The following is an 18,642-nucleotide window of genomic DNA, read 5'->3' as shown; positions in this document are numbered from 1 at the left end:
GTGAACCATGACACAGTGCCCCCACAGTCCGGAGAACCCGATGTGTCAGCACCAGCCCACCTGCCCCTCCGCCGACGCGACCGACCGCGAAGCCGCCCGCGTCCTCGCCTGCTTCCCTGAGCAGGGCTGGAGCCTGCTCTGCAACGGCGTCATCGTCTTCGAGGACACCGGTGAGCTGCTCCCCGACGGGCGGACCATCGCCCCGCACCGGGGACCGGCCCGCCACGCCCTCGTCGCCTGAGCGATCACGCAGCGTCAGTGAGCGTACGCGCCGACGGAGATCGTCGGCGCGCCGGCCGGGGCGGCCGTGTCCCCACCGCCCCGGCGCGATGCGCTCAGTCCTCCTCGAACGCCTCCGGCGCCGGACACGAGCAGACCAGGTTCCGGTCGCCGTACGCGCCGTCGATGCGCCGCACCGGCGGCCAGTACTTCCCCACCCGGTCCGTGTCGCCCGGGTAGGCGCCCACCGACCGCGGGTACGGGTGCGGCCACTCGTCAGCGGACACCATCGCCGCCGTGTGCGGCGCGTGGGACAGCGGGTTGTCCCCCGCCGGCCACTCTCCCGAGCCGACCTTGTCGATCTCCGCGCGGATGGCGATCATCGCCTCGCAGAACCGGTCCAGCTCGGCCAGGTCCTCGCTCTCGGTCGGCTCCACCATCAGCGTCCCCGCCACCGGGAACGACATCGTCGGCGCGTGGAAGCCGTAGTCGATCAGCCGCTTGGCCACGTCGTCGACGCTCACCCCGGTCGCCTTGGTCAGCGGCCGCAGGTCCAGGATGCACTCGTGGGCCACCAGGCCCTTGTTGCCGGCGTAGAGCACCGGGAAGTGCGCGCGCAGCCGCGCTGCCACGTAGTTCGCGGCCAGCACCGCCACGCCGGTGGCCCGGGCCAGCCCGTCCGCGCCCATCATCCGCAGGTACGCCCACGGGATCGGCAGGATCCCCGCCGACCCGTACCGGGCCGCCGAGATCGCCGGCCGCCCGTCGGCCGGGTCGCCCGGCAGGAACGGCGCCAGGTGCGCCCGCACCGCCACCGGCCCGACGCCGGGGCCGCCGCCGCCGTGCGGGATGCAGAACGTCTTGTGCAGGTTCAGGTGCGACACGTCCGCCCCGAACTTGCCCGGCTTGGCGAACCCGACCAACGCGTTGAGGTTCGCCCCGTCGACGTACACCTGACCGCCGGCGTCGTGGACCTTCGCGCACAGCTGCGCGATGCCGGTCTCGTACACCCCGTGCGTCGACGGGTACGTCACCATGATCGCGGCGAGCGCGTCCCGGTGCTTGTCGATCTTCGCGTCGAGGTCGACCAGGTCGACGTTGCCGTCGGCGTCGCAGCCGACCACGACCACCCGCATGCCGGCCATCACCGCCGACGCGGCGTTGGTGCCGTGAGCCGACGACGGGATCAGGCACACGTCGCGGTGCCCCTGGCCGCGCTCGCGGTGGTAGGCGCGGATGGCCAGCAGCCCGGCCAGCTCACCCTGCGAGCCGGCGTTGGGCTGCACGCTGACCGCGTCGTAGCCGGTGACCTCCGCCAGCCAGCCCTCCAGCTGGGCGATCATCTCCCGGTAGCCGACGGTCTGCGCGTCCGGCGCGAACGGGTGCACGTCCGCGAACTCCGGCCAGGTGATCGGCTCCATCTCGGTGGTGGCGTTGAGCTTCATCGTGCACGAGCCCAGCGGGATCATGCCCCGGTCCAGGGCGTAGTCGAAGTCGGCCAGCCGGCGCAGGTAGCGCAGCATCGCCGTCTCCGAGTGGTGGGTGCGGAACACCGGGTGGGTGAGGAAGTCCGACGTGCGGGTCAGCCCGCCCGGCAGGCCCGCGTCGACGTCCCCGTCGAACCCGTCCACGCCGAACGCCGCCCACACCGCGGCGAGGTGCGCGGCGGTGGTGGTCTCGTCGCAGGAGACACCGACCCGGTCGGCGTCGACCAGCCGCAGGTTCACGTTGCGCTCGGCGGCGGCGGCCACCACCTGCGCGGCGCGGCCCGGCACGGTCGCGGTGACCGTGTCGAAGAACGGCACGTCGGCCACGTCCACACCGCCGGCGCGCAGGCCGGCGGCGAGCCGGGCCGCCGCCTCGTGGGTGCGCCGGGCGATCGCGCGCAGCCCGTCCGGGCCGTGGTAGACCGCGTACATGCCGGCCATCACGGCGAGGAGCACCTGCGCGGTGCAGATGTTGCTGGTCGCCTTCTCCCGGCGGATGTGCTGCTCGCGGGTCTGCAACGCCAGCCGGTACGCCGGGTTGCCGTCGGCGTCGCGGGACACCCCGACCAGCCGGCCCGGCAGCATCCGCTCCAGGCCGGCGCGCACCGCCAGGTAGCCGGCGTGCGGGCCACCGAAGCCCATGGGTACGCCGAAACGCTGGGTGGTGCCGGCGGCGATGTCCGCGCCGATCTCCCCCGGCGGGCGCAGCAACGTCAACGCCAGCAGGTCCGCCGCGACGGTCACCAGCGCGCCCACGCCGTGCGCCGCCTTGACCAGCGCCCGGTGGTCGCGGACCGCGCCGGACGCGCCCGGGTACTGCAGGTGCAGGCCGAAGAACTCCGCCGGCAGGTCGTCGCGCTCCACGTCGAGCACGCGCACCTCGATGCCGAGCGGCTCGGCGCGGCTGGTGATCACCGCGACGGTCTGCGGCAGCGCGTCGGCGTCCACCACGTACACCGGGCTCCTGCTCTTGGACGCGCGGCGGGCCAGGGTCATCGCCTCGGCCGCGGCGGTGCCCTCGTCGAGCATCGAGGCGTTCGCGGTGGCCAGGCCGGTCAGGTCGGTGACCATGGTCTGGAAGTTCAGCAGCGCCTCCAGCCGGCCCTGGCTGATCTCCGGCTGGTACGGGGTGTACGCGGTGTACCAGGCCGGGTTCTCCAGCACGTTGCGGCGGATCACCGCCGGGGTGTGGGTGCCGTGGTAGCCCAGGCCGATCATCGACACGGCGACGGTGTTGCGGGCGGCCAGGGCGCGCAGCTCGGCCAGGGCCTCCCGCTCCGAGGCGGGCGCGGGCAGGTCGAGGGTGCCGTGCCAGCGGATCACCTCGGGGATCGCGGCGTCCATCAGCTCGTCAACGGAGCTGTAGCCGACGGCCTCCAGCATCCGGCGCTCGTCGTCCGGGCCGGGGCCGATGTGCCGGTCGGCGAACTGCTCTGCGGTCATGGGCGGCGCTCCTTGTGGGGGCGAGGTCGACGGGTCGGCCTCCCCCTGAGTCGCGCTGACGCGCTCCACAGCGCCTGCCCACGTGGTCCTTTTGCCTGAGAGGTTCCGGGGAGAATCTGCCCCTTCGGCGCCGTCGGCGAGACGGTCTCTCCCACGTGGGTGGTACCGGCACCTCCCACGCTACCAGCGGGCGTGTTTCCGGCTCATGTCCCGGGGGTGATCACCGCGCCGCCGGCACCGGTTCGGTGAGCGCGGCGGTCAGCGCGGTGAGGGTGGCGCCCAGCGGGGCGTCCAGGCGCAGCGTGGCGTACCCGTCGCCGCGGGTGACGCCCTGGTTGACGATGCCCACCGGGATGCCGTGCTTCGCCGCGCGCAACACGAACCGCCGCCCCGACATCACCGTCAGGGACGATCCCAGCACCAGCAGCGCCCGGGCCCGCTCGACCAGCGCGAAGCAGTCCGCCACCCGGGGCGCCGGCACCGTCTCGCCGAAGAACACCACGTCCGGTTTGAGCATGCCGGTGCCGCACACCCCGCAGTCGACGGCGCGGAACCCGGTCACCGCCTCGTCGGGCAGGTCCACGTCGCCGTCGGGGTTGACGTGCGCCGCGACCGCGTCGAAGCCCGGGTTGGCCTCGGACAGGCGCCGGTGCAGCTCGTCGCGGCCGGTGGCGTTGCCGCAGTCCAGGCAGGTCACCTCGTCGAGGCGCCCGTGCAGCTCGATCACCCCGGTGGCGCCGGCGGCGGTGTGCAGCCCGTCGACGTTCTGGGTGATGATCCCGTCGAGGAGCCCGGCGCGTTGCAGGCGGGCCACCGCCCGGTGCCCGTCGTTGGGCGCGGCCCGGGCGATGGTGTGCCACCCCAGGTGGCTGCGCGCCCAGTAGCGCCGCCGGGCCACCGGGTCGCGGGTGAACGCCTGGTAGGTCATCGGGGTGTGCCGGCGGGCCGCGCCGCTGGGCCCCCGGTAGTCGGGAATACCCGACTCGGTGGACAGGCCGGCGCCGCTGAGCACCACCACACCCCCGGCGGCCACCAGCCGCGTCAACGCCTCGAACTCGTCACTCACCCGTCCATGCTCCCTCGCCCACCCCCACACCTCCCAGCCACGCTGCCCGCATCACTGCGTCGATCATGAGGTTGGCGTCGCCGACCTCATGATCGGCGGGGCCGGTCGCCCGGCGGGGTGCGGTGTGGCGGGCTAGGTTGAGGGCATGCGCGTCGTCATCGCCGGAGGCCACGGGAAGATCGCCAAGCTGCTGGAGCGGGAACTCGCCGGGCGCGGGGACACCGCCGTCGGGTTGATCCGCAACCCCGAGCACGAGGCCGCGCTGCGCGCCGCCGGCGCCGAACCCGTCGTGTGCGACCTGGAACACACCGACGTCGACGCCCTCGCCGCCCACCTCGCCGGCGCCGACGCGGTGGTGTTCGCCGCCGGGGCCGGGCCGGGCAGCGGCGCCGACCGCAAGGACACCGTCGACCGGGGCGCCGCCGTGCTGCTCGCCGACGCCGCCGTCCGCGCCGGGGTCCGCCGCTACCTGCTGGTCTCCTCGATGGGCGTGGACGACCCGCCCGCCGCCGGCACCGACGAGGTGTGGGCGGCGTACCTGCGGGCGAAGAAGGCCGCCGAGGACGAGGTCACCGGCCGGGACCTGGACGTGACCGTGCTGCGCCCGGGCCGGCTCACCGACGACGAACCGGCCGGCCGGATCACCCTGGCCCGGCACGTCGACGCCGGCGCGGTCAGCCGCGCCGACGTGGCCCGGGTGCTGCTGGCCCTGCTGAACGCCCCGGGCACCGCCGGCCACACCGTCGAACTCGTCGGCGGGGACACCCCCATCGCCGAGGCCGTCGGCGCCCTCGCCGGCTAGCTCCCGTCCCCGTCGAGGTAGGCGGCCAGAGCGGCGGCGCCGGTGAGCAGGGCCCGCCCGCGCGCCCCCAACCGGGCCCGCCAGTCGCCCAGCACCGCGTCCAGGTCCGCCACACCCCCGGCGGCGCGGACCTCGACGAGCAGCGGGACGATCCGGGCCAGCGGGTAACCGCCGCGCCGCAACTGACCCACCAGCAACGCGTCCCGCACGTCCGCCGGCCGGTACACCCGGTAACCGGTGCGCGGGTCCCGGCCCGGGCACAGCAGACCCGCGCGTTCCCACTGCCGCAGCGTGGCCGCCCGGACCCCCAGCCGGCGGGCCAGCGCACCGACGAACACCGCGCCGCGCCCCGACGCCACGTCCTCGCCGGTCCCGGCCGGCAGGTCCGCCAGCGCCGCCGCCACCGCGTCGAGGGTCCGGCGGTCGTCCAGCAACCGGGCGTGACCGGTGTCGACCAGCCGCAGCGCCTCGTCCACCGCACCCCGGTGCACCGCCCTCATGATCGCCGTCGCCGCCCCATGGCCGTGCCCGGCGACCAGAGCCAGGAACGCCCGCAACGCCGCCGCGTGCCGGGGCGTGTAGGTGCGGTAGCCGTGCCCGGTGCGCGCCGCCTGCGGCAACACCCCGGCCGCCTCGTAGTTACGCACCGCCTGAGTGGACACGCCGTACGCGCGCGCCAGGTCCACCGGCCGCAGCCGGTCGCGTGCCCGCGGGTGCCGCCCCACCACCCCGCCCGGATCGTCGAAGGGTCCACCGTCGACCCCGACGATACGGGCGACCGCCCGACCCGGCCCACCGGCGGGGTGGGCCGGGCCGGACGCTCGGGTGAGCCGGGCCGGCGGCTGAGGACCTACCGCTGGTGACGCGGCAACGCCGGCTGCGCCGCGACGCCACCCACCGGCGGCGCCTCACGGGCGATCCGCTCCATCGTGCGCGCCAACTGCTCGCTGCCCTCGTCCAGGTGCCGGGCCGCCGCCTGCATGTGCGACATCATCATCTCGCCGAAGATCCGCAACGCCTCCCGCGCGGCCACCGAGTCGTCGAAGCTCCCGCCGGCGCTGCTGCGGTACTCCGCCACCACCCGCTCGGCCTCCTGCTTCGCCTCCTCCGCCGCCGCCCGCATGTAACTCTCGTACTGCGTCCGGGCGTACTCGGCGACCCGGCGGGCGTAGTCGTGGGCCTGCGCGATGATCTGCTCGGCCTCCCGCTGCGCCGCCGACAGCAGGTTGACCTCCTTCGCCGCCGGCATCGCCGGCTTGTCGGCGCTCGGGATCACCCCGTGCCGGTGCAGCTCCAGATGGTCGTTGAGCCGCTCGTTCTCCGCCCGCAGGTTCGCGACCTGCGCGGCCAGCAGATCCAACTCGTCGGCCACCTGCATCCGGAACCGGTCCACGTCGGCCTGCTCGTAGCCGCGGCGGGTGAACGCCGCCGACCCGAACTCCCACCGCCGCACCCGGTCGGGGGTCAGCCGCACCTGCACCGGCCCGGACACCTGCTGCGCGTCGTACCGGCTGATCGGAGTCGCACTCATTGGATACCTCCGTCAGGGGTCGTCACGGTCCGCCACGTCGGCCCGTACCAGTGCTTGCCGAAACCCTCGTGGTGCACCTGACCCGGCTGGTAGCCGGCACCGGTCAACGCCGCCACCGAATGGCTCACCAGCTCGTCGGAGCCACACACGTACACGTGCCGCGACCGCCAGTCCCCGTCGGCCAGCACCCGGTCGGCGAGCCGCACCGGCTCCCCCGGCCGCGCCGGATCCGACCCGGCCACGTACGACACCCGCAGCCACGGATGCGTCGCCGCCAACTTGTCGATCGCCTCGCTGTCGTAGAACTCGGTCCGCGAACGCGCCCCCACGTACAGGTCCACCCGCCGCCCCGAACCCTCCGCCGCGACCTGCTCCACCAACGCCTTCACCGGCGCCCAGCCGGTGCCACCGGCCAGCAGCAACAGATCCGACGACCCGGCCGGCCACAACGTCAACCGGTCCCCCACCGGCGACGCCAGGTGGATCTGGTCACCGGCCGCGCACCCGTACACCAGCCGCGACGACACCGCGCCACCCGGCGCGGCACGCACGTGCAACTCCACCGTGCCGTCCGGGCGCGGCGCGTTCGCCGGCGAGTAGTACCGCCACGACCGCACTGCCGGATGGGACACCCCGATCGACTGCCCCGGGGTGAACGGCAGCAGGTACTGCGGTCGCACCGTCAGCACCGCCACGTCGAACGTGCGCCGCTCGTGGGTCAGCACCTCCGCCACCCACCACGGCGGGGAGTGCGCCTCCGCCGCCTGCGCGGCCTCCGTCATCACCTGCGCCACCAGCCCGTACGCGGCCGCCCAGTCCGCGGCCAGCTCGTCGGTCCACGCCTCCGCGCAGAAGTGCCGCAACGTCTCCAGCAGCGCCGCACCGACCGCCGGGTAGTGCTCGGCGCGCACCGCGTACTTGCGGTGGTCCGCGCCGAGCTGCTGCAGGAACCCGACCAGCCGGTCCACCTGGTCCACGTGGGACACGACGTGCCCCAACGCCGACACCAGACGGTCACGCTGCCCGGCCATGTTCGTGCCGAACATCTGCCGGGTCTCCGGATGCGCCAGGAACAGCGTCGAATAGAAGTAGAGCGGCACCTGGTCGCCGTGCGCGGCGACCAGGGCCCAGCTCTGCTTGAGCCGTGCCGCGTCCACGCTCAGGCGTTCCCCGCCGACACGACCTGCTCCCGCACCTGACCGAGCACCACCTGCACGTCGGCGATCACATCCGCCGGCACACCCAACTCCACCAGCGTGGCGCTCAGGTGCTGCCCGACCTTCGCGTAGTGCTCCCCCGGGATGCGCAACGGCTGGTGCGCCTCGGCCAACCCCCGACCCGTGTACTCGTTCGGGCCGCCCAGCACGACCGCCAGCATCAGCGCCAGGTGCCGCCGCTGGTCGGCCATGTTCACGTCGGTGAAGTAGCCGGCGAGATCCGGGTCGGCGAGCACCTTGTCGTAGAACAGCTCCACCGCGGCCTTCACCGCCGCCGCGCCGCCGATGCGCTCGTAGTGGGAGATCGGGGTGGTCTCGTTCGTCACCGTCATGCTCGGTCCTTCCGACAGGGGTCCGCGGCAGCGCCGCGGCAGGGGTGTCGCCAGCCGGCGCGGCGTCACACAGCGTTCCGCGATGACGTCGACACACCGACGACCGAGACGGACCATAGCGCGCCCGCCGCGACACTTCACGCCTGGCCTATCGGGTTCCCGACACCTGTCAACTACGGACAGTCAACACGTCCACCCGGGACGGTGAACACACCGCGAGCAGCCCGACACACAAGGTCAACACTGCGCGCCCGCGGTCCCTTTCGGACATTGCACCCGGACCGGCCGTGACCTGCACACACCCGCAACGGCCCGGACCCACCGGCCACGACGACCCCCACCGCGCCGCCGCCCACACACCCCGTCACCAAACGAGAAATCGCGCCGAGCCGAAAGGCCACGACGCGATCCCGTGCACGAGACGCCGACGAATCACCCGGCGCGACGCCGCGCCCGCCGCGCCGCCAACTCGTCCCCCACCGAATCCGCCTCCGGCTCCACCACCGCGGCGACGTCCTGCTCCGGGACACCCACCGGCTCCGCCGGCAGGTGCGACAACGAACCCTGGATCTCCTTGAACGCGCCACCGATCGCGATCCCGAACACGCCCTGGCCGCCCTGCAACAGGTCGACCACCTCCTCCGGCGACCGGCACTCGTACACCGTCGTCCCGTCGGAGATCAACGTGATGCCCGCCAGATCGTCCACACCACGCGACCGCAACGCCTCGATCGCCTTACGGATGTTCTGCAACGACACCCCGGCGTCCAGCAGCCGCTTCACGACCTTCAACACCACCAGGTCGCGGAACGAGTACAACCGGGACGTCCCCGAACCCGACGCGTCCCGCACACTCGGCACCACCAGCGCCGTGCGGGCCCAGTAGTCCAACTGCCGGTAACTGATGCCCACCGCCGAACACGCGGTCACACCCCGGTAACCCACCTCGCCGTCACCGGCCTGCTGTTCCGCACTCGGACCAGGATCCCGCGGCTCGTGCATCCGGACCAACCTCCCCGCGCCCGTGCGGTGCCACGTCGACTCCCCGTACGCGCACCCCTCGACACGGCAACCCTAACGCCGGCCCCGCCCCCACACCCGCAGGAGACACCCGACACGCCGCGCCACCGGCCCACGACAGCACACACGGCGGCCAGTCGCCACCCACCGTGACCACCACCGCCGCGCACCCCGGCCACCCGGCCGGCACACTCAACCCGCGAAATCCTCCGGCCGCACCTGGTCCAGGAACTCGCGGAACTTCTCCACCTCGTCCTCCTGCTCGTCCGGGATCACGATCCCCGCCTCGCTGAGGACCTGCTCCGCACAACGAATCGGAGCCCCCACCCGCAACGCCAACGCGATGGAGTCACTCGGCCGCGCCGACACCCGCACCCCGTCACCGAGCAGCAGATCCGCGTAGAAGACGTTCTCCTTCAACTCGGTGATCTCCACCGCCCGCAACGGCGCCTGCAACGCCGCCAACACGTCCCGCAGCAGATCGTGCGTCAACGGCCGCGCCGGCTTGACCCCCTGCTGCTCGTAGGCGATGGCCGTCGCCTCGACCGCACCGATCCAGATCGGCAGATAACGGTCCCCCTCGACCTCCCGCAGCAGGACGATCGGCTGGTTGCTGGGCAACTCCACCCGAACTCCGACCACGCTCAGCTCGCGCACCGCCGCCTCCGTGTCGTCGTCACCTTCGCACCGCGCCCTTCCCTGCACGGTACACGGACCAGGACACGGGAGTCCCACGCGCTACGTGCACCACGCCTCGACGGACGGGCTTACCCCGGCAAGCCTACGACACGCTTCCCGCACCAGATCTTTCCGCGCCCACCCACGACGAAGGGCCGGGCACCCCACGGCACCCGGCCCCACCACCGACCTCACCGGCCCAACGTCGACCGCAGCCCCACCCGCACCAACGCCGCGTGCAACTGCTGCGACAACGCCGTCAACTCCCGCGCCGTCTCCGCCGCCCGGGCCCGCGCCGCCGGATCACTCTGCCGCACCAACGGCGCCACCAACTGCGCGAACAGACCGACCTCCCGATCCGCCGCCGACCGGTACGCCCGCAGGTGCCGCGGCTCCAACCCGTACGCCGCCAAACCCGCCACCGCACTCGCGATGATCAACGCGTCCGCGTCGTACCACCCCGGCGGATCCGACACCAGCACACCGAGCCGCTCCAACTCGACCAACGTCGACTCGTCGACCCCGCTGCGGGAGATCAGCTCCGCCCGATCCAGCCGCACCTCCGACGACCCGACCGGCTCCACCGACTCCCGACCCGGAACCTCACCACCCGGACCGACCGCCACCAGATTCGGCCGCGACCGCCCCACCGGCTCATCCGAGACGTCCCACTCCGCCAACTGCTCCCGGATCACCCGCAACGGCAGATACTGATCCCGCTGCGCCGTCAACACGAACCGCAGCCGAGCCACGTCGTCCCAGCCGTACTTGCGATAACCCGCCGGCGTGCGCTGCGGCTCCACCAGGCCCTCGGCCTCCAGGAACCGCAACTTCGAGATCGTGACGTCCGGGAACTCCGCCCGCAACTGCGCCAGCACCTCGCCGATACTCATCAGCGCCGGCGCCCGCGCCGCCCCGGACGGCGTCGAAGCCGCAGGCTCGTTCACCCCCGGCCGGCCTCCTCCTCCGGGCGCGGACCGGCGATGAACACCACCCGGAACTTGCCGATCTGCACCTCGTCACCGTTGCTCAACGTCGCGGCCTCGACCCGCTCCCGGTTCACGTAGGTGCCGTTCAGGCTCCCCACGTCCCGCACCGTAAACGTCCCACCGTCGCGGTGGAACTCCGCGTGCCGCCGCGACACCGTCACGTCGTCGAGGAAGATGTCACTGTCCGGGTGCCGCCCACTCGTCGTCACGTCGTGGTCCAACAGGAACCGGGCACCCGCGTTCGGGCCCCGGCGAACCACCAGCAACGCCATACCCGGCGGCAACGAGCCGGACATACGGCTCGGCACCACATCGGTGTCCGGGCCCTCCAGCACTTCGTCGAGCGAACCGAGATTGAGCGTCGAAGTGACGTCGAGCGGGGGGAACTCGTCGTCTGGGCGCGTCATGGGACCACCTCACGGATCTGTTCGGTCGGCGTCGGGGAATGGCGGGTCTGGCCGCCGGGCAAACCCACACCCGGCGGCTGGCTCCCCGTGCCCGGGAAGGCGCACTCCGCAACGCTCAAACTATTGGTTCTCGGTCGACTGGGCGAGCCTAGCCAGCGCCGAAATGCAGGGCAACCGGACGCGCGGAACCAAGCCCACCGCCCGGAACGACACGAACTCAGCTCTCGGTGAGCTCGCGGTACGCGTCAGCGGTCAACAGACCCTCGACCGCCGCCGGATCATCCGGAGTGATCTCCACCAACCACCCCGCACCGTACGGATCCGTGTTGATCACCTCAGGGGTGTCGGCCAACGCCTCGTTGCGCGCCGCCACCGTACCGCTCAACGGCGCGTAGATCTCCGACACGCTCTTCGTCGACTCGATCTCGCCCAGCGACTCACCCGCCGCCACCACCGCACCGGCGTCCGGCAGCTGCACGAACACGATGTCACCCAGGGCGTCCTGCGCGAAGTGCGTGATACCGACGCGGACGACACCACCGTCACCACCGACCACCCACTCGTGCTCGGCGGTGTACCGCAGATCCTCAGGAATCACCAACTGCGTCCTTCGTCATCGGTGCACCGGAGAAACCGGCGCGGCCGCGACCGGTCAGGAAACCGGCCGGGCGTGGTCCAGCTTGATCGGCGCGTGCAGCTGCGAAACCTCCACAACCTCACGATCCTCGGACGTCACGTTACCGCCGGCGTCCCGCACCGATGAGACCACCCCGCCCGGAATGTTCAAGGCCGTACGCATCGTCGCCGGATCACCGATCACCAGGATCGTGTACGGACCACTCAACCGCCGCCCGTCCACCACCAGGCCACCACCCGAGCCGTCCACGAAATACGTCGACGCGATGATCCGCACCGCGGTGCCGTCCGCACCCTGGATCTGCATCGCCTCCGCGCCCGCACCCCGCAACTCCTGCACCGCGTCCAGGATCCGCGTCGACGACGTCGCCTTCTCCGGCCCGCGGAACTCCACCTCCAGGCCCGGCCCCACCGCCGGCAGCGTCCCCGCCAGGATGCCCAGCTCGTCCGCCCGCCGCGTCGCCTCCTCCAACGCCGCCTGCCGACCCTGCTCACCCGAACGCAACTGCCGCTGGCTGTCCTCCAACGCCTCGATGTCCTGCCGCAGACGCCGCTCCCGCGAATCCAGATCCGACGAGATCCGGACCAGGTCCTCCTCCCGCGTCGCCGCGAGCGTCGGATCCGTCGACGTCGTCTTCAGCTGCACCACCAACGTGAAACCCAACAACGCCAGCAACACCGCGATCATCGCGCCCGCCGACGTCAACCGCCGCGACACCGAGACCCGCTCCGGCCGCGACACCGGGTCCGGCTCCCCCGGGTCCGGCTCCCCCGGGTCCGGCTCCGGCTCGGGCGACACGACCGCGCCCGGCTCCTCCGCCGGCGCCGGCACGTCCTCCCGCTCCACCGGCGCCGCCGGCTCAGCCTCCGGCGCCAACGGGCTCAACTCGTCCGGATCCGGCGCGTCCGGACGCGGATCCGGCTCACCCGCCGGACCCGACGGCCGCCCCGGCCCCGCCGGCTGCGGCCACCCCGTACCCGTCTCCCTGTGCTCCTCGCTCATCGCCACCAACCTACGCCCGGAACAGGTGCCGGCGGATCGCCGCGACGTTTCCGAAGATGCGCACGCCCAACACGACCACCACACCCGTGGACAACTGACCACCCACGCCCAACTGGTCACCCAGGTACACGATCAGACCAGCCACCAGCACGTTCGAGATGAACGACACCACGAACTGCTTGTCGTCGAAGATCCGGTCCAGCTTCGCCCGCACCCCACCGAACACCGCGTCCAACGCGGCCACCACCGCGATCGGCAGATACGGCTGCAACGCCGCCGGCACCGTGGGGTCCAGATACACCCCGAGCACCACACCGGCGAGCAACGCCAGCACCGCGATCATCGGCCACCTCCGGAAGGGCTGGGAGAACCCGAGCCGGACGGCCCGGGACTGGACGAACCGGCGACACCGGAACCCGACGGACGAGGGCTCGGACTCGCCGGAGGTTCGGCGTAGCGTAGCTGTGGCTCAGGAGCCGCCGGCAGGGTGAGGTCGTCGACCTCCTTCACCGCGAACGACAACCCCGCCGTCCGCGCCAGGTACCGCATCAACTCCGCCGCCCGGCTGTCGTCGAAGCGGTCCCGCATCGACCCCGGCCCGATCGCCTGCACCTCGTACGGACTCGTCACCGGCCGGTAGTCCACCAGGATCGCCTCGCCCGCCTGCCGGATCGTCGTCGTCGCCGTCAACCGCTGCCCGTTGACCGCCACCGCCTCCGCGCCCGCCGCCCACAGCGCGTTCGCCACCTTCTGCAGATCCGAGTACAACACCTGCGACGGACCCGCCTCCTCGCCCGTCACCGCGTCCTTGTCCCGCGGCGCGTCCGTCAACCGCACGACCACACCGTCCCCGCGCACCCGCCCCACGCCCGTACCGGCCTCCAGGTTGCGCAACCGGGACGCCTGCGACCCGCTCAACGCCGCGTCCCGCTGCCGGCCGACCTCCTCGCGCAACCGCTCCGCCCGCTCGGTCAACCGGTCGGTCTCCGCCTCCCGCTGCTTGATCTCGGCGATCAGCCCGGCCCGCGCCGTCGCCCGGCTCGGCTCCTCGGCCATCGTCTCCCGGTACGCCACCGCGAACAGGAACCCGATCACCAGCAGCACCACCAGGCTCACCGGACGACCCAGCACCGCACGCACCCGCGACACCGGACCCACCGCCCGCCGCGCCGCCGCGTCCCCGTAACCCGGATCGAGCGGATTGCGGAACAGCTCGGTCAGGAAGTCCGGCGCGTACACCCGGGCGGACGGGTCGCGCTCGCCGTCACGCGGCGACGGCGCCGTCACGCCGCCGCCCCCGTACCCCGCGCCCGCATCCCCCGGACCAGGCGGCGAGCCTGCACCACGTACATCGCGCCGGCCACCCAGTAGAGAACCAGGCCCCACCACGCCAGCCCCCAGCCGATCGCGCCGGCCGCCGTGGACACACTCGGCGCCGCGTCCGCCAACAGCAGGAGCGGGAACGCCGCCAGCAGCAGGAACGTGGCGGTCTTGCCGACGTAGTGCACCGGCGGCGGGCCGTAGCCGTAGCGGCGCAGCACCCCCAGGGAGCCGAGCAGCAGCAGCTCGCGGGCCAGCAGCGCCGCGGTGAACTGCCAGGGCACCACCTCGCGGGCGGTGAACGCGAGCAGCGTGGCCAGGATGTAGAGCCGGTCGGCCAACGGGTCCAGCAGCTCGCCCAACCGGCTCACCTGGCGCAGTCGGCGCGCGATCCAGCCGTCGACCCAGTCGCTGGTGCCGCCCACGGCCAGCACCACGATGGCGACCACGTCGGCGCGGACCACCAGGAACAGGTACAGGAACAGCGGCACACCCAGGAGCCGGACGAAGCTGATCAGGTTGGGCAACGTGAGGACGCGGTCCCCCGCGGCCGTCGCCGCATCCTCCGGGTGCTCCGCTGGAGCCGGCCGACGCGACACCGAACCCTCCCTCCGCAGCACGGTCCGGCAGCCGAACGTGCGGCCGCCGGAGGGACGTGCGCGTTGCCGGCCGGTCTGACGCCGGCGCCCTCTGCGATCCCGGGCTGGGACCTCCCCGATGCGGCCCACCATCGCTTCGATCATGGGCCGGCCAGTTGCGCTGCCACTATATCGGGCCGTCCGGTCCGCTTCGGTCGCCGCGCTGCGTCGCTGCTCAGCGTTGTCACGGTGGGCAGCGTCACAACCGCTACGGCATCCTAGGACACTAGCTGACCGCCGCTGCGGAAGGTGGCACCCGCGGGACGCGGGAGGGGATCAGGCCGTGCGGGCGGTGGCGTCCGACCCCGTCTGGGGCACCGTCGTCGTCGTGGCCGCCTGCCCGAACGCCAGGAGCGCCAGCAGCAGCTCGTGCTGCACCCGGTTGGGCATCCGGTCCAGCACCGCCTGGACGGCCCGGTGCCGCCGCTCCTGCAGCTCGCGCAGCAGGGTCTCGGCCGCCGCGGTGGGGACCAGCCGCACCTCGCGCCGGTCCCGAGGGTCGGCCACCCGGCGCAGCAGCCCGACCGCCTCCAGGCGGTCGCAGAGCCGGCTCGCCGACGAGGGCACCACGTCCAGCAGCTCGGCCAGCCGGTTCACGTTGGTGCCGGGGTGCGACACGATCAGCGACAGCACCCGCAGCTGGGTGGGCGAGACGCTGACGTTGTGGCGCGAGGTGGCGGAGTCGAGCACACCGATGAGCGCCTCGGCAGCCGCCTCGACGGCTGCGGCAAGATTCGGAGGTCGCTCCACCCGTTGTCCCCTGGGATCGTCCCGCTCGTGTTCGCTCCGCCGCTCCGCTCACTGCCCGGCGCTGTCGCCCGACCGGTCGGAACCGTGCCAGTCCAGGCAGACGACGACCGCGTCGTCGCGAAGATCCGCGTCGGCATGGTACGCGTGCAGTTCGCGCATCACCGTACCAACTGCCTCGGTCGCCGGCTGCAACCGAGTGGACCGCATCGACCGCGCCATCGCCCGCACACCGTACGGCTCCTGCTCACCCGGCTCGGCCGCGTACACGCCGTCGCTGACCACGAACAGCCGGTCCCCCGGCTCCAGCGGGAACTCCTGCACGTCGTAGCGGGTCTCGGCGAACATGCCCAGCGGCAGCTGCTGCTCCAGGGTGACGCGGGTGACCCGGCCGCCGCGCAGCCGCAACACGTGCGGGGAGCCGGCGTCCACCGCCCGCACCACACCCCGGCGGTCGTCCAGCTCCAGCAGCAGCGTCGCCACGTGCCGGTTGCCCCGGTGCTGGTAGAAGATGGTGTCCGAGGCCAGCTCCGCCTGCTCGACCAGGCTGCCCCCGGACCGGCGCGCGTTGCGCATGGCGTTCACGGTCATCGCGGTCAGCATCGACGCGGCCAGTCCGCTGCCGGTGCCGTTGAGCACCGTGACGGTGAGCCGGTCGCCGTCGACCGACCAGTCGAAGTGGTCCCCGCCGACGGTGTAGGCCGGCTCGAGCTGCCCGGCGAGCAGCACGTCGCCGTGCCGGACGCTGCGCCCGGGCAGCAGGTCCCACTGCATCTCCGCGGCCATGCTCAACCGTTCCCGGCGGCGGGCCCGGCGGTAGCGGTCGGTCTCCCGGTCGGCCGCGCGCATGGCCATCGCCACCTCGCCGGCGGCGTCGCGGGCCTCCTCGACCGTCGCCGCGTCCGGCGCGGCGGGCAGCTCCACCATCAGCACACCGAGTCGTTCCCCCCACACCGACAGCGGCAGGTAGGCCCGGCAGCGGCCGTCGTCGACGATGTCGAGCACGGGCTGCTGGCTGCTGAAACACCGCTGCGCCACGCCGTCGGAGCGGAGTCGGACGCCGTCGGGCCGGTCCGGTTCCCGCACCGGCCAGAGGCCGCTGGCGCGGTAGTCGGCGACGAACACCTCCGTCCGCGTGGCGCCGAGCGTCTGGCGGAGCACCGCGTCCGCGGTCTCCGCCACCTGGTCGGGCGGCGCCGTGCGCAGGGCACGCGACACCGATCCGGACGCCTCCGGCATGCTCATCCTCCGATGACGACTATTGCTACAAGGCAAACATCATACGGAGGGCCACCGACAACGCCCCGCCCCCACCTGGCTCAGTCGGCCGACCGCGAGGCCAGCGCGCCGTAGAACGCGTCGGGCACCGGCTCCGGCTCCCCCACCGGCCGCCACCGGGCCACCGGCACGATGCCGTCGGCGCTCGGTCGCCACCGGCCCAGCAGCGGCGCGAACTCCTCCGGCGCCCGCATCCGGAAATCCGGCCCCATCATCGCCAGCGCCTCCGGGTGCCCGGCCAGTTCCTCGCTGTCGAAGTCGATCGCCAACCAACTGCCCGGCGCGGCCGCCGCGTACAGCTCGTCCAGCGTACGGGCCAGCGTGTCGTCGTCCAGGAACGCGGCCAGCCCGAGGAAGACCACCCCCACCGGCCGCCTCCCCCACCCCGGTACGAACCGGTGCAGCTGGGCCGGGTCGACCGTGCCGATGTCGGCGGCGTCACCGTACCCGTAACCGGCGCGGTCACTGCCGGCCAGCAGGCGCTGACCGAGCCGGACCGTCTCCGGGTCCACGTCGGTATAGAGGACCGTGGCGTCCGGCGCGACCTCGTGCACGTTGCCGCAGGTCGGCACGCCGGCGCCGAAGACCAGGAAGCCGTCCACCCCGTCGGCGGCGGCAGCCCGCACGGCGCGGCCGAGGAAGTCCCGCAACGACCGGAAGATCGCCGCACAGGGCCCGTACGCCGCCTCGAAGGCCGCGGCGGCGGCCACGTCCACCGGACGGTGGTGCCGGCCGCCGAGCCAGTGGTCGATCATGCGGGCGGTGCTCGGTCGCTCCGGCTGGGCCATCGACGAGGCTCCCTCCCCTGGGCGCTGCTGGCAAGCGTACCGACCGGTCGGCTCCGGCGGTATCGCTCCGGCGGGACCCGCCGGCCGCGATACTGGCCGGGACGGCCGGCGACGAGGAGGTACCGCTGTGAACTCCGCGAACGGCGCGGCCGTGGTGGTCGGGGTGGACGGCTCGGAACCGGCCTCCCGGGCGGTGCGCCTGGCGGCCCGCGAGGCGGCCCGCCGCAACCGTCCGCTGCGGGTGGTGCACGGATTCATCTGGCCGCTGCTGCGCGTGCCGGTGTCGGCGCCCGCGCAGAGCCCACCCGGCGCCGGCCTGCGCAACCAGGCCGAACAGCTGGTCGCCGAGGCGGTGCGGGAGGCCGAGGCGGAGTGCCCGGGGCTGCGGATCACCGGCGAGATCATCGACGGGGAGGCCGCCGCCGTGCTGCTCGGCGAGTCCCCCACCGCGGCCATGGTGGTGCTCGGCGACCGCGGACTCGGCGGTTTCGCCGCGCTGGTGGTCGGCTCGGTCGCCGTGCAGGTCGCCTCGTACGCCGACTGCCCGGTGCTGATCGCGCGCGGGACGGCTCACGACGGCGGTCCGGTGGTGGTCGGGGTGGACGGCTCGGAGCTGTCCCGACCGGCCGTCGAGTTCGCCGCGGAGACCGCCTCGTCGCGGGGCGCGCGGCTGCACGCGGTGCACGCGTACACCCATCCGAGGTCCCAGGGCCCCGGGGACATGCAACCGCTGGTGTACGACGAGGGTCAGCTGCGCGGCGAGGAGGACCGGGTGCTGGCCGAGTCGCTCGCCGGCGTCGAGGAGCGCTGGCCGGACGTACCGGTGACCCGGGAGGCGGTGCACGCCCGCCAGGTCGCGGCGCTCACCACCGCCTCCCGCGACGCCCAACTGCTCGTGCTGGGCCGGCAGGGCCGCGGCGAGCTGAGCGGGCTGCTGCTGGGGTCGGTCAGCCAGGCCATGCTGCACCGCTCCGCCTGCCCGGTCGCGGTGGTCCGCGCGCCCGACTGAGCGCCGCGGGCGCAACGGTTGGCCCGGCCCCG

21 protein-coding genes and 1 riboswitch are annotated in these 18,642 nt (G+C 73.2%); of the genes, 3 read left to right on the top strand and 18 right to left on the bottom strand.

The window, feature by feature from the left end; all coding sequences use genetic code 11:
* Window positions 1-40: 40 nt before the first annotated feature.
* Window positions 41-241, top strand: a complete 201-nt coding sequence (locus GA0070622_RS18180; RefSeq protein WP_013286363.1) for a DUF5999 family protein — start codon at window positions 41-43, stop codon at window positions 239-241.
* Between the two features lie 94 nt (window positions 242-335).
* On the opposite strand, the gene gcvP is transcribed toward GA0070622_RS18180, so the two are convergent.
* The gene (gene gcvP / locus GA0070622_RS18175) at window positions 336-3,149 is read right to left on the bottom strand and encodes an aminomethyl-transferring glycine dehydrogenase (protein ID WP_091574410.1); all 2,814 of its coding nucleotides are present in this window, start codon (window positions 3,147-3,149) and stop codon (window positions 336-338) included.
* Between the two features lie 73 nt (window positions 3,150-3,222).
* Window positions 3,223-3,313: riboswitch (glycine riboswitch) on the bottom strand.
* Between the two features lie 56 nt (window positions 3,314-3,369).
* A complete protein-coding gene (locus GA0070622_RS18170) occupies window positions 3,370-4,215 on the bottom strand; it encodes an NAD-dependent protein deacetylase (protein ID WP_091574409.1) in 846 nt (281 codons plus the stop codon).
* Window positions 4,216-4,360: 145 nt separating this feature from the next.
* On the opposite strand from GA0070622_RS18170, the gene GA0070622_RS18165 reads away from it, so the two are divergent.
* A complete protein-coding gene (locus GA0070622_RS18165) occupies window positions 4,361-5,017 on the top strand; it encodes an NAD(P)H-binding protein (protein ID WP_091574408.1) in 657 nt (218 codons plus the stop codon).
* Here the strand turns inward: GA0070622_RS18165 and GA0070622_RS18160 are convergent.
* The 16 genes from GA0070622_RS18160 to GA0070622_RS18085 all read right to left on the bottom strand — a co-directional run bounded on the left by GA0070622_RS18160 (window position 5,014) and on the right by GA0070622_RS18085 (window position 17,601).
* Window positions 5,014-5,745: a MerR family transcriptional regulator gene (locus GA0070622_RS18160; protein WP_245666387.1), complete on the bottom strand. Its 732-nt coding sequence runs from the start codon at window positions 5,743-5,745 to the stop codon at window positions 5,014-5,016. The two genes, GA0070622_RS18165 and GA0070622_RS18160, sit on opposite strands and share 4 nt — an antisense overlap.
* A 122-nt stretch (window positions 5,746-5,867) precedes the next feature.
* On the bottom strand, window positions 5,868-6,548 hold the full coding sequence (locus GA0070622_RS18155) for a DivIVA domain-containing protein (RefSeq protein ID WP_091574407.1): 681 nt from the start codon (window positions 6,546-6,548) through the stop codon (window positions 5,868-5,870).
* Entirely contained in the window at window positions 6,545-7,705 is a 1,161-nt protein-coding gene (locus GA0070622_RS18150; protein WP_091574406.1) for a globin domain-containing protein, read from the bottom strand. The genes GA0070622_RS18155 and GA0070622_RS18150 overlap by 4 nt, the downstream gene beginning before the upstream one ends.
* A gap of 2 nt (window positions 7,706-7,707) precedes the next feature.
* The gene (locus GA0070622_RS18145; RefSeq protein WP_091574405.1) at window positions 7,708-8,097 is read right to left on the bottom strand and encodes a group I truncated hemoglobin; all 390 of its coding nucleotides are present in this window, start codon (window positions 8,095-8,097) and stop codon (window positions 7,708-7,710) included.
* A 432-nt stretch (window positions 8,098-8,529) separates the two neighbouring features.
* Complete coding sequence (locus tag GA0070622_RS18140) at window positions 8,530-9,099, bottom strand: MerR family transcriptional regulator (protein WP_091574404.1); 570 nt, start codon at window positions 9,097-9,099, stop codon at window positions 8,530-8,532.
* Between the two features lie 210 nt (window positions 9,100-9,309).
* Window positions 9,310-9,774 carry a bifunctional nuclease family protein gene (locus tag GA0070622_RS18135; RefSeq protein ID WP_091577612.1) on the bottom strand — a complete coding sequence of 155 codons (465 nt, stop codon included), beginning with the start codon at window positions 9,772-9,774 and terminating at the stop codon, window positions 9,310-9,312.
* A gap of 212 nt (window positions 9,775-9,986) precedes the next feature.
* Window positions 9,987-10,688, bottom strand: a complete 702-nt coding sequence (gene ftsR / locus GA0070622_RS18130; protein WP_176710555.1) for a transcriptional regulator FtsR — start codon at window positions 10,686-10,688, stop codon at window positions 9,987-9,989.
* Between the two features lie 50 nt (window positions 10,689-10,738).
* Window positions 10,739-11,191 (bottom strand): oxoglutarate dehydrogenase inhibitor Odhl, encoded by a 453-nt coding sequence (gene odhI / locus GA0070622_RS18125; protein ID WP_007071101.1) that lies wholly within the window; start codon window positions 11,189-11,191, stop codon window positions 10,739-10,741.
* A gap of 217 nt (window positions 11,192-11,408) precedes the next feature.
* A complete protein-coding gene (gene gcvH / locus GA0070622_RS18120; RefSeq protein ID WP_091574402.1) occupies window positions 11,409-11,789 on the bottom strand; it encodes a glycine cleavage system protein GcvH in 381 nt (126 codons plus the stop codon).
* A 54-nt stretch (window positions 11,790-11,843) separates the two neighbouring features.
* Window positions 11,844-12,830 (bottom strand): DUF881 domain-containing protein, encoded by a 987-nt coding sequence (locus GA0070622_RS18115; RefSeq protein ID WP_091577609.1) that lies wholly within the window; start codon window positions 12,828-12,830, stop codon window positions 11,844-11,846.
* Between the two features lie 10 nt (window positions 12,831-12,840).
* Window positions 12,841-13,173: a small basic family protein gene (locus GA0070622_RS18110; RefSeq protein ID WP_007071104.1), complete on the bottom strand. Its 333-nt coding sequence runs from the start codon at window positions 13,171-13,173 to the stop codon at window positions 12,841-12,843.
* Window positions 13,170-14,117 (bottom strand): DUF881 domain-containing protein, encoded by a 948-nt coding sequence (locus tag GA0070622_RS18105; RefSeq protein ID WP_091574401.1) that lies wholly within the window; start codon window positions 14,115-14,117, stop codon window positions 13,170-13,172. The genes GA0070622_RS18110 and GA0070622_RS18105 overlap by 4 nt, the downstream gene beginning before the upstream one ends.
* Window positions 14,114-14,749, bottom strand: a complete 636-nt coding sequence (gene clsA, locus GA0070622_RS18100; RefSeq protein ID WP_091574400.1) for a cardiolipin synthase ClsA — start codon at window positions 14,747-14,749, stop codon at window positions 14,114-14,116. Before clsA ends, GA0070622_RS18105 begins: the two co-directional genes overlap by 4 nt.
* A gap of 315 nt (window positions 14,750-15,064) precedes the next feature.
* Window positions 15,065-15,538, bottom strand: a complete 474-nt coding sequence (locus GA0070622_RS18095) for a MarR family transcriptional regulator (protein ID WP_091574399.1) — start codon at window positions 15,536-15,538, stop codon at window positions 15,065-15,067.
* A 48-nt stretch (window positions 15,539-15,586) separates the two neighbouring features.
* Window positions 15,587-16,774 (bottom strand): PP2C family protein-serine/threonine phosphatase, encoded by a 1,188-nt coding sequence (locus tag GA0070622_RS18090; RefSeq protein WP_091574398.1) that lies wholly within the window; start codon window positions 16,772-16,774, stop codon window positions 15,587-15,589.
* An 80-nt stretch (window positions 16,775-16,854) separates the two neighbouring features.
* The gene (locus tag GA0070622_RS18085) at window positions 16,855-17,601 is read right to left on the bottom strand and encodes an SAM-dependent methyltransferase (RefSeq protein WP_091574397.1); all 747 of its coding nucleotides are present in this window, start codon (window positions 17,599-17,601) and stop codon (window positions 16,855-16,857) included.
* Between the two features lie 127 nt (window positions 17,602-17,728).
* Between GA0070622_RS18085 and GA0070622_RS18080 the strand changes: the two genes are divergently transcribed.
* A complete protein-coding gene (locus GA0070622_RS18080) occupies window positions 17,729-18,610 on the top strand; it encodes a universal stress protein (RefSeq protein ID WP_091574396.1) in 882 nt (293 codons plus the stop codon).
* Window positions 18,611-18,642 lie beyond the last annotated feature (32 nt).

Source organism: Micromonospora sediminicola (assembly GCF_900089585.1).
In the GTDB taxonomy this organism is placed as follows: Bacteria; Actinomycetota; Actinomycetes; order Mycobacteriales; family Micromonosporaceae; genus Micromonospora; species Micromonospora sediminicola.
The sequence above is the reverse complement of the archived record's forward strand: the minus strand, read 5'-3'. Positions and strand labels throughout refer to the sequence as shown.